The 12,769-nt window shown below is 62.6% G+C and carries 17 protein-coding genes; 11 read left to right on the top strand and 6 right to left on the bottom strand.

Going from position 1 to position 12,769, the window contains the following annotated elements; translation table 11 throughout:
- Positions 1–54 precede the first annotated feature (54 nt).
- Together ASD45_RS08735 and ASD45_RS08730 are read right to left on the bottom strand one after the other, a co-directional pair.
- On the bottom strand, positions 55–489 hold the full coding sequence (locus ASD45_RS08735) for a PaaI family thioesterase (RefSeq protein ID WP_056911136.1): 435 nt from the start codon (positions 487–489) through the stop codon (positions 55–57).
- Between the two features lie 147 nt (positions 490–636).
- Positions 637–1,017, bottom strand: coding sequence for a DUF3175 domain-containing protein (locus tag ASD45_RS08730; protein WP_082540944.1), 381 nt, complete (start codon positions 1,015–1,017; stop codon positions 637–639).
- Positions 1,018–1,131: 114 nt separating this feature from the next.
- Here ASD45_RS08730 and ASD45_RS08725 point away from each other — a divergent pair, with 114 nt between their 5' ends.
- The 5 genes from ASD45_RS08725 to ASD45_RS08705 all read left to right on the top strand — a co-directional run bounded on the left by ASD45_RS08725 (position 1,132) and on the right by ASD45_RS08705 (position 3,864).
- Complete coding sequence (locus tag ASD45_RS08725; protein ID WP_056911135.1) at positions 1,132–1,956, top strand: enoyl-CoA hydratase; 825 nt, start codon at positions 1,132–1,134, stop codon at positions 1,954–1,956.
- Positions 1,956–2,186: a hypothetical protein gene (locus tag ASD45_RS08720; RefSeq protein WP_056911134.1), complete on the top strand. Its 231-nt coding sequence runs from the start codon at positions 1,956–1,958 to the stop codon at positions 2,184–2,186. Before ASD45_RS08725 ends, ASD45_RS08720 begins: the two co-directional genes overlap by 1 nt.
- A 99-nt stretch (positions 2,187–2,285) precedes the next feature.
- A complete protein-coding gene (locus ASD45_RS08715) occupies positions 2,286–2,516 on the top strand; it encodes a cysteine rich repeat-containing protein (RefSeq protein ID WP_056911133.1) in 231 nt (76 codons plus the stop codon).
- A gap of 102 nt (positions 2,517–2,618) precedes the next feature.
- The gene (locus tag ASD45_RS08710) at positions 2,619–3,239 is read left to right on the top strand and encodes a pyridoxamine 5'-phosphate oxidase family protein (protein WP_056911132.1); all 621 of its coding nucleotides are present in this window, start codon (positions 2,619–2,621) and stop codon (positions 3,237–3,239) included.
- Between the two features lie 88 nt (positions 3,240–3,327).
- The gene (locus ASD45_RS08705; RefSeq protein ID WP_056911131.1) at positions 3,328–3,864 is read left to right on the top strand and encodes a CoA-binding protein; all 537 of its coding nucleotides are present in this window, start codon (positions 3,328–3,330) and stop codon (positions 3,862–3,864) included.
- A 24-nt stretch (positions 3,865–3,888) separates the two neighbouring features.
- Here the strand turns inward: ASD45_RS08705 and ASD45_RS08700 are convergent, their stop codons facing one another.
- Positions 3,889–4,377 carry a DUF2846 domain-containing protein gene (locus ASD45_RS08700; RefSeq protein ID WP_162249401.1) on the bottom strand — a complete coding sequence of 163 codons (489 nt, stop codon included), beginning with the start codon at positions 4,375–4,377 and terminating at the stop codon, positions 3,889–3,891.
- Positions 4,378–4,646: 269 nt separating this feature from the next.
- Here ASD45_RS08700 and ASD45_RS08695 point away from each other — a divergent pair, with 269 nt between their 5' ends.
- Positions 4,647–5,930, top strand: a complete 1,284-nt coding sequence (locus ASD45_RS08695; RefSeq protein WP_056911129.1) for an O-acetylhomoserine aminocarboxypropyltransferase — start codon at positions 4,647–4,649, stop codon at positions 5,928–5,930.
- Between the two features lie 138 nt (positions 5,931–6,068).
- Positions 6,069–6,797: a M15 family metallopeptidase gene (locus tag ASD45_RS08690; RefSeq protein WP_056911128.1), complete on the top strand. Its 729-nt coding sequence runs from the start codon at positions 6,069–6,071 to the stop codon at positions 6,795–6,797.
- Between the two features lie 4 nt (positions 6,798–6,801).
- Here ASD45_RS08690 and ASD45_RS08685 read toward each other — a convergent pair whose 3' ends face one another.
- Positions 6,802–7,560: an enoyl-CoA hydratase/isomerase family protein gene (locus tag ASD45_RS08685; protein WP_056911127.1), complete on the bottom strand. Its 759-nt coding sequence runs from the start codon at positions 7,558–7,560 to the stop codon at positions 6,802–6,804.
- The gene (locus tag ASD45_RS08680) at positions 7,557–8,636 is read right to left on the bottom strand and encodes a COX15/CtaA family protein (protein WP_056911126.1); all 1,080 of its coding nucleotides are present in this window, start codon (positions 8,634–8,636) and stop codon (positions 7,557–7,559) included. The genes ASD45_RS08685 and ASD45_RS08680 overlap by 4 nt, the downstream gene beginning before the upstream one ends.
- A gap of 131 nt (positions 8,637–8,767) precedes the next feature.
- On the opposite strand from ASD45_RS08680, the gene ASD45_RS08675 reads away from it, so the two are divergent.
- The 3 genes from ASD45_RS08675 to ASD45_RS08665 are packed head-to-tail and all read left to right on the top strand — an operon-like array spanning position 8,768 to position 9,570.
- Entirely contained in the window at positions 8,768–8,983 is a 216-nt protein-coding gene (locus tag ASD45_RS08675) for a DUF2842 domain-containing protein (protein WP_056912665.1), read from the top strand.
- A gap of 6 nt (positions 8,984–8,989) precedes the next feature.
- Positions 8,990–9,262: a GNAT family N-acetyltransferase gene (locus tag ASD45_RS08670; protein ID WP_056911125.1), complete on the top strand. Its 273-nt coding sequence runs from the start codon at positions 8,990–8,992 to the stop codon at positions 9,260–9,262.
- Between the two features lie 59 nt (positions 9,263–9,321).
- Positions 9,322–9,570, top strand: a complete 249-nt coding sequence (locus tag ASD45_RS08665) for a hypothetical protein (protein WP_056911124.1) — start codon at positions 9,322–9,324, stop codon at positions 9,568–9,570.
- A gap of 18 nt (positions 9,571–9,588) precedes the next feature.
- On the opposite strand, the gene ASD45_RS08660 is transcribed toward ASD45_RS08665, so the two are convergent.
- Entirely contained in the window at positions 9,589–10,224 is a 636-nt protein-coding gene (locus tag ASD45_RS08660) for a trimeric intracellular cation channel family protein (RefSeq protein WP_056912664.1), read from the bottom strand.
- 324 nt (positions 10,225–10,548) lie between these two features.
- Here ASD45_RS08660 and ASD45_RS22980 point away from each other — a divergent pair, with 324 nt between their 5' ends.
- Complete coding sequence (locus tag ASD45_RS22980) at positions 10,549–12,432, top strand: AAA family ATPase (protein ID WP_082540727.1); 1,884 nt, start codon at positions 10,549–10,551, stop codon at positions 12,430–12,432.
- Positions 12,433–12,769 lie beyond the last annotated feature (337 nt).

Here is a 12,769-nt window from a genome sequence, read left to right as displayed (position 1 = left end):
TAGTGCTGTAGAATCAGCGTCTTAAAAGAATGGTATAAAGCTACCATCTTCTAATCACTTCTGAACCGGCAGCGAATAGGTCGACGTGACATGGGCTACCGGCTCGTCCTCCTGCCCGTCGGTGTAGAGCCAGACCTCGCCGACCGCGAGCCTTTTACCCACCTTCATCAGCCGGGCATGGGCGATCAGGTCGGCTTGCGCCGGTTTGCGCAGGAAATTGATGTTGAGGTTGGTGGTCACCGCCAGCGGCTGCGGGCCGACCGCCGAGAACACCGCGACATACATGGCGAAATCGGCCAGCTCCATCATGGTCGGTCCGGAAATGGTGCCGCCCGGGCGCAAGTGGTCCTCATGAAACGCCTTGCGCACGCGTACGTCCCCGAAGCCGACATCGCCGATCGACAGGCCGCTCCCGGGGAAAAACGCCTGCGGGAATTCCTTTTCGAGCAGCTTGCCGATCTCGTCGGCGCTCATCACGGATTCGCGCATCGTTCCCCCCTTTGACTATTGGGGAGTCTTAGACGGCGCATCCAAAGCACTCAACCTCTCCCGCCTCACGGTGAGGAACGGCCGCAGGCCGCGCCTCGAACCATGGGGCCACCCAATGCTTCGAGACGTACGCCTGCGGCGTGCTCCTCAGGATGAGGCGACCCCCTTCCCATACACCTCGCGCAATTCGTCCTTGGCCCTTTGCAGCTTGGCCTTGCGGGTCTTCGACAGGCCCTTGCCGGCGCGGTTGATGTAGAAGGTGAGCATCGACATCGCCGAGCGATACGGATCGGCCTTGCGCCGTTTGCTGCGGTCCGCGGACCTCTTCAGCGACAGCGCAATCTTGCGCGGCGTCGATTTAGTGAACACGCCATCCTCGAGCGTGAGCGCGTCGCTCTCGCGGGTAACGCGCTGCGACCAGCGCCGCCGGCCGCGCGCATGCGATTTACGTCGGGCGTTCGGCGCTTTCTTCGAAACCTTGCAAATCTTGCGGGACGCGACGCTTCGCCCCGAAACTTTCTGAGCCATGGCCGGTTCCTCCTTGGCTTCAACGCGATCGTCCAAAACCCTGTTCCGCCGCCACCTTTGCGGGCGGGCGTTATGGAGACTATCTTGAATGTAACGCCGAACCGGGATCCTGCCATGAACGTCCAGACCGCCCGCGACCTCGACCAGAAAGCGCCCGTCCTGCTCGTCGAGCGCGACGGACCGGTCGCGATCCTCACGCTCAACCGGCCGCAGGCGCGCAATTCGCTGTCCGAGGCGCTGCTGATCGCGCTGTCCGAGGCCTGGACCGCGACCGCCGCCGAAAGCGCCATTCGCGCCGTGGTGCTGACGGCAACCGGTCCTGCCTTTTCCGCCGGCCACGACATGAAGGAACTGACGGCCCGCCGCGCCGATGCCGACGGCGGCCGCGCCTATTTCCATCAGATCATGACGGTGTGCAGCGGCATGATGCAGCAGATCGTCAGCCTGCCGAAGCCGGTGATCGCTGCCGTGCAGGGCGTCGCCACCGCCGCGGGTTGCCAGTTGGTGGCAAGTTGCGATCTTGCCGTCGCCTCGGATGCCGCAAGGTTCGCGACCCCCGGCGTCGATATCGGCCTTTTCTGCTCGACTCCGATGGTCGCGCTGTCGCGCAACGTATCGCGCAAGCACGCCATGGAAATGCTGCTCACCGGCGAGATGATCTCCGCGGAGCGCGCCGCGCAAATCGGCCTCATCAACCGTGTTGTGCCGGCGGGCAGTGAACGCGCCGAGGCCATTGCGCTCGCCAAGCTCATCGCATCGAAATCGTCCTACACGCTGAAGGTCGGCAAGGAAGCTTTCTACGCGCAGGCGGAGATGGGATTGTCGGCCGCCTATTCCTACGCCTCCGAAGTGATGACCGAGAACATGATGGCGCGCGACGCCGAGGAAGGCATCTGCGCCTTCATCGAAAAACGCAAACCAACCTGGGAGGACCGCTGATGACCGCAACCACCCTCGCCCTGCGCTTCGACCGCACCGTGCTGATGCGCGGCGCCCTCGCCGGTCTGACCTGGGGTCTCGTCATGGCTGCCGGTCTGCTCGGCATGGCCTATGCGCAATGCGGATTGAGCTGCGAACTCGATGTCGCGACGACGACGCTGATCAGCGTCGCCACCGGCCTCATCGCCATCGGGCCGTTGGCTCTGCTTTGCCGCCGTCCGTCACGCTGAGCCGATCCGGCCAAATTTCTTCAATTGTGGAAGCCGCCCGTTTCGGGTGGCATAGCGCCATTGGAATCGGCCATTGCCGTTCGCACGAGGAGGACATCCATGACCCGCACGATTCTCGCTGCCTTCGTTTGCGCTTCGCTCACCGTGGCCGCGACCGCGGCGTCGGCGCAGGAATTCAGCGCCGAAAAACGCGCCGCCTGCAAGGGCGACTACGACCAGTTCTGCAAAGGCACCATGCCGGGCGGCGGCCGCGTTCTGGCCTGCCTGTCGAAGAATAACGACAAGTTGTCGGCGGCTTGCAAAAAGGTCGTCGCTGACGCCAAGAAGTAACTGGCCGCGCCGTTCACGGCGGCTTGATCCGGGCCGCCCTTTCCGTCGGCGTCTGGCATGCCTAACTATGGCGGCCTTGCGCGACAAGAGGGCGGCCCTGTCATGTCAAACGCTTCCATCGTCTTCACACCAGCGGTGCAACAGGCGCAGGCCGAGCGCGGCTCGGCCAGGGCCTATGCGCCACGCATTGCCGAAGGCTTTCCGGACACGGTGACGCCGGAGCTCGCCGCTTTCATCGCCGAGCAGGACACGGCATTTCTGGCGACCGCCACCAAGGACGGCGCGCCCTACATCCAGCACCGCGGCGGCCCGAAGGGCTTCATCAAGGTCATTGACGACAAGACCCTGGGCTTTGCCGACTATCGCGGCAACCGGCAGTACATCACGCTCGCCAACCTCTCCGAGAACGACCGCGCCTATCTGTTTCTGCTCGATCCGGCGCGGCGTCAGCGCATCAAGCTGTGGGGCCGCGCCCGCGTCGTCGAGAACGATGCCGCGCTGGTCGAGAAGCTGTTCGACGCCGGCTACAAGGCCAAGCCCGAGCGCGCCATCCTGTTCACGATCGACGCCTGGGATGTGAACTGCTCGCAGCACATCATCACGCGCTTCACCGAGGCCGAAATCGCCGAGGCGATGGGCGGCGTGACCCGTAAGATCGCCGAGCTGGAGGCCGAGAACGCGCGGCTCAGGGCGCTGTTGGCGGAACGGAGCAAAACAAGCTAAAGCTCTCGTCATTCCGGGGCGCGCCGCAGGCGCGTTACGCGCGTCTCCTACGGACTGTGGCGCCATCCCGGAATGACCGGTGAGTGAAATGAACCACGACGCCTACCCCGACTCCTACATCCGCGGCATTCTCAACACCGTGAAGACCATCGCGATGGTCGGCTTCTCGCCGAACACGGCGCGGCCGAGCTACTTCGCTTTCAAGTATCTTATCGAGCGCGGCTTCAAGGTGATCCCGATCAACCCCGGCCATGCCGGCAAGGAATTCCTCGGCCAGACCTGCTACGCCACGCTCAGCGACGTGCCAGAGCCGATCGACATGGTCGACATCTTCCGCGCGCCGCAATTCGTGCTGCCGATCGTCGAGGAAGCGCTCAAGCTGACGCCGAAGCCGCAGGTGATCTGGCTGCAACTCACCATCCGCAACGACGAGGCGGCGGCGCTCGCCGAAGCGGCCGGGCTCAAGGTCGTAATGGACCGCTGCCCGAAGATCGAATACGGCCGCCTGTCGTCCGAGATTTCCTGGATGGGCATCAACTCGCGGACCTTGTCGAACAAGCGCGCGCAGAATCTCGGCGGCGGCTTTCAGCGCATGGGGCTGGGTGAAGGCGGCAAGAAGACATGAGGCCGAGGAACTGACGGCTGCGCCTTACGGCTTCTGCAAACTCGCGACCATCGCCGCCCCGGCGGTGCTATCGAGCTGACCGAAATAGATTCCGGAAAACCATTTTTGTTGTGAGACCGGTTTGCCGATGGCGGTACCCGGTATTGGCACGGCCATGACCAAACCGTTGCTGACGACAGCGGTTTGCGACGACCTCATGTTGATCACGAAATAATAGCTGCGGCCTGCTTCGACCTGGATCTCGTCTTCGATCGCCGGCGTTCCGTAAATCGTCATGACCGCGATCTTGTGCCGCCCCGGCGCGCGGTCGACCGACACGTAAGAGCCGTCCGTTATTTTGCCGACCGGCTTGTCATCCACCGCGATCGAATAGCGCGCGGCCTTTCCCAGCAGCGTGCTGGGCCGCATCAGGTAGATGCGCGCCATCCCCGAACGCAGTGCGACGTTCTGCGGCTCCAGCGCCGTCGTGCCGCACCCCGCCAACAGCACACAGGCGAGCACCGCCCGGATCACACGTGTCATTGCCGTGAAATTCCCCAACCCCGCACTACCGTACTACCTTTACGGGCGGAGGAGCAACGGCGCACGCGCGCCCGTTCACCGGAGAGTGCAAAGAGTATCCTGTCCGACGCGGCGAGCTGGCGAACTTATTCCGGCCCGCCGCCGCTTTCGAGCCCCGCTGGCCTAAAACGACGCCTCAACTTGACGGCACAGCGGCCCCGCTTCTTAATCCCGCCACCTTACGCGGGCCGGGAGCGCCCGATTTCACGACGGAGATATCCATGGCCGACGCCGACCGCATCCCCGGATTTGACACGCTGGCCATTCACGCCGGCGCCAAACCCGATCCGACCACCGGCGCGCGCGCGACGCCGATTTACCAGACCGCGTCCTACGTGTTCGACGACGTCGACCACGCCGCCTCGCTGTTTGGCCTGCAGGCCTTCGGCAACATCTACACCCGCATCGGCAACCCGACCTGCGCCGTGCTCGAGGAGCGCGTCGCCGCGCTGGAAGGCGGCACCGCCGGTCTCGCCGTCGCCTCCGGTCACGCCGCGCAGGTCATCGTCATGCAGACGCTGCTGCAGCCGGGCGACGAGTTCATCGCCTCGCGCAAGCTCTATGGCGGTTCGATCAACCAGTTCAACCACGCCTTCAAGAGCTTCGGCTGGAATGTGGTGTGGGCCGACCCGGACGACATCTCATCGTTCGAGCGCGCCGTATCGCCGAAGACCAAGGCGATCTTCGTCGAGTCGATCGCCAATCCCGGCGGCACCGTCACCGATCTCGAGCCGATCGGCGCTATCGCCCGCAAGGCCGGTGTGCCTTTCATCGTCGATAACACCCTGGCGACGCCGTATCTGTGCAAACCGATCGACTTCGGCGCCGACGTCGTCGTCCACTCGCTCACCAAATTCCTCGGCGGCCACGGCAACTCGATCGGCGGCATCATCATCGACGCCGGCACTTTCAACTGGTCGCGCGACAAGAAGTATCCGATGCTGTGCGAGCCGCGCCCGGAGTATGCCGGCATCGTGCTGCACGAGACTTTCGGCAATTTCGCCTTCGCCATTGCATGCCGCGTGCTCGGCCTGCGCGATCTCGGCCCGGCGCTGTCTCCGTTCAACGCCTTCCTGATCTCGACCGGCATCGAGACGCTGCCGCTGCGCATGCAGCGCCATTGCGACAACGCGCTCGCCGTCGCCGATTTCCTGTCGACGCATCCGGCGGTCGCCTGGGTCAGCTATGGCGGCCTCGCCGGCGACAAGTATCACGGCCTCGCCAAGAAATACGTGCCGAAGGGCTGCGGGGCGGTGATGACCGTCGGCCTCAAGGGCGGCTATGACGCCGGCGTCAAGCTGGTGTCCAACGTCAAGCTGTTCTCGCATCTTGCCAATATCGGCGACACCAAATCACTGATCATTCACCCGGCCTCGACCACGCACCGGCAATTGTCGGACGAACAGAAGGTCAAGGCCGGCGCCGGGCCGGATGTGGTGCGGCTGTCGATCGGCATCGAGGACAAGGCCGACATCATCGCCGACCTGGATCAGGGGTTGAAGTAAGCGCATCTCCTGCTTGCCGTGAGCAGCCCCGCACTCCGTTCATTCTCGCGCATAGCCGTCCGAAGGACGGTGTTCTTCGAACGCCTAGAGCGGGAATCCAGAAATGGGTCCCCGCTTTCGCGGGGACGAGCGGCGGTTATGTTCGCAGCAGCGTTTTCAGCGCTTGCGTCAGCGGCCATCGCGCAACCGACGCCCCTCATCCATCTGCGCGACAGCGACCCGAGCATCCGCCAGGACATGCGTTACGCCGGTCCCAATAATTTCACCGGCCGGCCTTTGCCCGGCTACGACGCGGCGGAATGCCTGCTGCGCCGGCCGGTGGCGCTGGCGCTCAAACAAGTGCAGGCCGATCTCCGCAATGCCGGTTATTCGCTGAAGGTCTATGACTGCTACCGGCCAACCCGCGCGGTCGCTGCCATGGCCGCGTGGGCACGCAATGCGCACGCCATGCCGGACACATCGCGGTTCTATCCGGGGCTCGACAAGTCGAAGCTGTTCGCGCTCGGTTATATCTCCGGCCACTCGGCGCATTCGCGCGGCGTCGCCGTCGATCTCACTGTCGTGCCGCTGAAGGCCGGGCCGGTCGCCGCCTTCGATCGCGGCAATCGCTACGGCCCCTGCACCGCACCGCAGGCCGACCGCGCGCCCGATGACTCGCTCGACATGGGCACCGGCTTCGATTGCTTCAGCGTCAAAAGCTGGACCGTCAATGCGTCGATCACGGCGGCGCAGAAGGCCAACCGCCGCGTGCTGTGGGACGCCATGCGCCGCCACGGCTTCACCAACTACAAGCGCGAATGGTGGCACTTCTCGTATGACCGCGCCGACGACGGCGTCGCCTTCGACGTGCCGGTCGGGCTGCGTTGACGCTTCACGCCTTGTTCAGCGTCTTCGCCACGTAATCGGCGACGCGGGCCAAGGTCGCGTCCTGCGTCCAGATCGCAGTCACCGCCTCATCGATGGCAGCCCCGCTGGCCGCCATCCGCTCGACCACCGGCTGGCGGATCTGCGCCTTGCTCTGCGCGAAAGCCTCCGGCGACAGCGCCGCATAGGTGCGGGCCAGCCGCACCGCGCGCGGCATCAGCTCCCAGCCATCGACCACCTCGTCGACCCAGCCTTTGATCAACGCATCGTCGCTGGCATAGGTGGCCGCGCCCAGCACGAACTCCGGCAGATAGCGCGGCGGCACGACCAGCCGCACGATCTCGAAAGCCAGCGCCGGCAGCGGTACGCCGACCTGCAATTCGGTGATGCCGACATTGCCGCTGTAGCGCGCCATGACGCGGCGGTCGGCGCAGGCGGCGAGCACCGCGCCGCCGGCAATGGCGTGGCCGTTGACCGCGGCGACCACCGGCTTCGGACAAAAGAACAGCGCGTCATAGAGCCGGTGCAGCAAGGGCAGGAACCGGCGGACGTAATCGGCGCCGCCGGCGCCGAGGCGCTTGAGATCGACGCCGGCGGAAAACATTTTGGCTTGCCCGGTAACCACCACCGCCCTGACCTCGGGCATCGCGCGCAGTTCTTCGAACAGCACCGCGAGCGCCTCGCAGAATTCGAGGTCGAGGGCGTTGGCCTTGCCGTGCTCCAGGGTGACGATGGCGACGCCGTCGTCGAGGCGCATGTTGATCATGCGCCCTGCTCCACTGTCCGCAGCGCCGGCGCCGATGCGAAAAGCGACAGCCGTTGCGCATGGACGATCGCCGCGGTCAGCACGATGACCGCCAGCGCCTGATGCGCGATCGCCAGTTCGAGCGGCGCCTGATGCAGCAGCGTGAAGATGCCGAGCGTGGCCTGCGCCGTGACGAAAGCGAACACCGCCAACGCGCCGCCCGCCGCTCGGCCGCTTCGCCAGGCATCGAAGGCGTGCCAGCCGCTGAGCAGCCAGATCGCATAAGCCAGCATGCGATGATCGAACTGCACCGTCAGCGTGTTCTCGAACAGATTGCGCCAGGCCGGCTCGATGTGCCACAGCCGCGCCGCTTCAGGAATGAACGAGCCGTCGTTCAGCGGCCAGGTGTTGTAGATCAGCCCGGCATTGAGGCCGGCAACCAGCGCGCCCAGATAGATCTGCACCAGCACCATCAGCGCGATCACCAGCGCGGCGACGCGCAGCCGCGACGGCGTGGTCTCAAAGCGCGCCTTCAGCCCCTGCGCCGTCCACAGCACGGCGAAATAGATGGCGCAGGCGAGCGTCAGATGAAACGCCAGGCGATATTGCGACACGCTGGTGAGTTCGCTGCCCTTCAGCCCCGACGACACCATCCACCAGCCGACCGCGCCCAGCGCCGCGCCGCCGGCGAAGATGGTCCACAGCCGCGCCTTGAGGCCCGGCGGGATCATGCCGCGCCACAGGAAGAACAGGAACGGCACCAGGAAAACGAAACCGGTCGTGCGCGCCAGCAGCCGGTGCGACCATTCCCAGAAATAGATCACCTTGAAGGCATCGAGGCTCATGCCCTTGTTGAGCTGCTGATACTGCGGGATCTGCTGGTACTTGGCGAACTCGGCCTGCCAGTCGGCTTGGCTGAGCGGCGGCAGCACGCCGGTCACCGGCTTCCACTCGGTGATGGACAGCCCCGACTCCGTCAGCCGCGTCGCGCCGCCAACGACCAGCGTGAGAAAAATCATGGCGGCGACGCAGTAGAGCCAGACACGCACCGCGCCGGCTTTCGGCGTGGCGGCGGGTGAGGGCGACGTGAGGTTCATGATGGAAATCGCGGCGAAAAGCGGCCTTGCGGCAGGCGGCGTCGACCATATAGTCAGGAGCGCCGGGATAGGCAAATGCGGCAAGTTCGCCGCATTTGACGACCGCCGGCCCGGCCGATTCTGGAGACGACATGCCCGTTCGCTTGCGCAAGTTCATCGGCGCCATCGCGCTTTTGGCCCTGGTCATGGTCTGGGCCCTGCTCGCCATGGCGCTGGCGCAATCGGCTCTGACCGACATCAACGGCTTCGTCGCCACGCTGTATTATATCGTCGCCGGCCTCGGCTGGGTGCTGCCGGCCATGCCGATCATCGCCTGGATGTCGCGCCCGGCCAAAGCCAAGGCCTGAGCGCGCATGACCGACACCGTCACCGACAATCCGGCGCGCAATCGTTTCGAACTGCAAACACCGGCCGGCCTCGCCATCGCCAACTACCAGCGCGACGATCGCAGCATCACCATCACGCACACCGAAGTGCCCCGCGCCGTCGAAGGCCGCGGCGTCGGCTCCAGGCTGGTGCGCGGCATGCTCGACCAGATCCGCCAGGAAGGCCGCAAGGTGATACCTCGCTGTTCCTTCGTGGCAGCCTATATCAGCCGGCATCCGGAATATCGGAATCTCTTATAGTCATTGTGGAACCACGTTCCCGCCGAGTGAATTGACATGGCGGAGAACGAGGAACCAGGATGTCACATGAAAACAAGTTACGGCTCGGCATCGCGTTGCTCGTCGGGCTCATGGTGAACGCGGTGCTGTTCGGCGCCGGACTGATCACCATTCTCATGACGCCGGCCCTGAGCGCCAATGCGTTCGAGGCAATGCCGATCATGATCGCGTTGAGCTTTGTGCTCACAGCGCCGATTTCGTGGATCATCGCGCCGCGGCTGCGCGCCCGCTATTGGCGCGAACGGCGGACCGACGTCATCGCGGGCTGACGATCTTTTACGCCAGCGTCACTTCCGCAGTTTCTCGATTTCTTCGACCGTCCGCCCCGATCGCGCGCGATACACCGGCAGAGACCAGCCGTAATGCAGCGCCAACGCGCGCACGATGAAGCACAGCACAAAGCCGCTGCCTGTCGCGACGGCTTCCGGCGCCCTCAGCGCCGTGAGGCCGACATAGGCCATGGCGCCGAGCAGCGCCGCGGTGACGTAGACTTCCTTGCGCAGCACCAGCGGACTTTCACCGCCGAGAATATCGCGAATGACGCCGCCGAAGGTCGCGGTCATCACGCCCATGGCGATGGCGATGAATCCGCCGGTGCCGGCTTCGAGCGCCCTGTCGGCGCCGATGACGCAGAACAGCGACAGCCCTGCGGCGTCGAGCCAGAGCAGCGCACGATAACGCGACTCCGGAATATGGGCGAGGAAGAAGGTCGCCGCAGACACGACGACGCAGATCGCCAGCGACGCCGGCTGCTGCACCCAGAACACAGGCAGCTGACCGAGCATCAGGTCGCGCAGGCTGCCGCCGCCGATGCCGGTGGCCGCGCCGAGCAGGACGAAGCCGAAAATGTCCATGCGCTTGCGCGACGCCACCAGCGCGCCGGTCACCGCGAAGATCGCAACGCCGAACCAATCGAGCGTCATGAGCCATGAATCGGGCATGCGGCGCGACTATATCATGGCCTTCGACGGCGGCCCTGCCCAGTCATCCTGAGGTGCGAGCGCAGCGAGCCTCGAAGGAGGACGGCAACATCGCTTGAGGACCATTCGGATAGCCCTTAAGTTACTCGCCTGAGATTCTGGCCTGCTACGCCTGAGAACATCGTCAAGGAAAAGCGCAGCTAACCCCAGGAAGACTTTCAAGCCGGCGTTGGCCGACAAAGACGCTCGCCCCGAAGAAGAAGGGCCAGACGGCGGCGATGTGACACCAACTCGCCCCCGATCTCGCTCCATGCAAACAGGTCTAAAATGAGTGACTATCTCCCGCGCGTCATGTCACTTCAATCGAGCGCAGTATTTTTCGGCGGGCAGAAAGTCCCACTAATACTACACACGGGACTTACTATTCTCGTTGGTCCAAACGGTGCAGGGAAAACAGCACTGCTGAAACTGGCGAGGGATCATTTGAAGCACCAAGCCCCAAATATGCATCCTCGTCACACGGTCTATCTTTCTGCAGGACGCGTGAGCGCGTTTGAAAATTTTCGGTCGAACTCAGCAGGCCCGGGCCATCTATCGGGTAATCCGGCAGCGATTGGACATCAACAGTGGCGAAACCTGTGGTCAGAGATCGAAGGTGCGCCTGGAATGTTTCTTCGCCTAAAAGACAGACCTGACCTTCTCCTAAAAGTCGAAGCAAGACTTCAGGCTCTCTATCAACGCAGACTCCGACTTGAATGGGCCCAATCTGGCCTCCAAGTCGGATTCACGCCGATTTCCGGCGGAGAGTTCTACTACGCGAACGCGGAAGCGAGCGGACTAATTCAGCTTATCCCATTGCTCGCCGCAATCTATGACGATGGAATCGGAGCGCTACTTATCGATGAACCAGAAATTTCATTGCATCCTCAATTGCAGGCGTTTGTGCTACAAGAAATGGAAGCGTTTGCCGGAGACCCGGCCGATATAAGCAAGAAACTGATTATAATCGCGACACATTCGCCGACAATGCTACCGGTCCGACGTATAAAGGACATTCCTCGTCTTGTGCTATTTACGGACCGACACACTGCACCCATTCAGATTGCTAGCGATGCCGGAGAGATCAAGAGCGAAAAGCTAAGCGCTCTAATCACCAGACTTAGCGACAATCACAAACTTGCGTTTTTTGCGCGAAACGTCCTCCTCGTTGAAGGGCCCAGTGACGAAATTGTAGTGAACGGGTTATCACTCAAGTTGGACCATCCGCTTCTTAGGAGCAATACTCAAATCGTTCCCGTTATCGGAAAAGGTCAATTTGCTGAAACAGTGAAACTATTCCGGCTCCTCGGTAAGAATGTTTTCGTTCTTGCAGACCTTGATAGCCTCGCAGACGACAATCAATTGGTAAACGTATTCCAAGACGCCGGCCGTCCTGCTGCTACCAAACATGGCCTGGCAAGCCTCACCGAAATGGATAAACACATTCGGGAAAACTTTAATGCGATGTTAGACCGCTCTTTCGAAGCGCTGCCCGCCGCTCGCACGCACAGGTATTGGACATACCGTCATAGAGACGGGTCCGAAGAAGAATTGAAGGCGAAACGTCGGGCAACTCTCGCCGCTCTCCTTTCAGCGCCAGAAAGCGAACTCGCGAGCCTTCTGGATGACAAACTATCGGCTCTTCGAAGGCGTTACGACGCATTGCTTAGTGTCCTTACGAGCGCAGGATGCGTAATTCTTAGGCGCGGAACAGTTGAAGACTATTATTATCGCGCGGCTGTTGGTTCGCTTGGGAAGCCAGAAGCCGCGGCTAATGAGATGGAGGACGTCGCAACCGTTGCAGCGAAAGATGTGTGCGAGAAATATGACGACATAGTTCGCGCCTTGGAAATATCTGCGCCTTTTGCAAAAGTAGACGAAAATGAGCTTTTGAGGGAACAATTAGGAAGCCTCCTCGGATCAGCCTTACAAATTGTGCGTCCTGATATGGCAGATGATGAACTAAACGCACGTGCTGCTGCCAATTTTAGCTCGTCTAGCCCGGTCTTCGCTTTCACCAATCGATCAACTTCCAACGGCCCGTCCAGTCTTGCACGAAAGGTCGAAGTACGAATTACCTCCCCGCTCTTCCAAAGGCCCGGTTTTCCATTCGAAATTAGCGATCAAGAGAACCTGACTTCGATCATCAGCCAAAAGTTGCCCAATCCGTAGGGGGGATTTGCGAAACTAGGTCACTCCGCCTTGCCACCGAGCTCAGCCTGTCGCTTAAAGCCGCACCGTGCAGCCTACCGGGATGGCCGGGTCAAGCCCGGCCATGACAACTCCTTTGTCGCTCGGCCCTCATGCTGAGGAGCGCCGCCGAACGGCGCGTCTCGAAGCATGGGGCCGCCCATCCTTCGAGACGGGCGCATTCGCGCCCTCCTCAGGATGAGGCCGGAGACAAGTCCAGCCATGACGGCTTACGTCAGCCTTCCTGCCATTTTTATTCCTATCATCTATTGACTTTCCTCCTATGACATAATACCCATACTCCGCTCGCCCCTTCGAG

The sequence above is a fragment of the Pseudolabrys sp. Root1462 genome (assembly GCF_001426945.1).
In the GTDB taxonomy this organism is placed as follows: domain Bacteria; phylum Pseudomonadota; class Alphaproteobacteria; order Rhizobiales; family Xanthobacteraceae; genus Pseudolabrys.
This window is presented reverse-complemented; position numbering and strand designations above follow the sequence as displayed.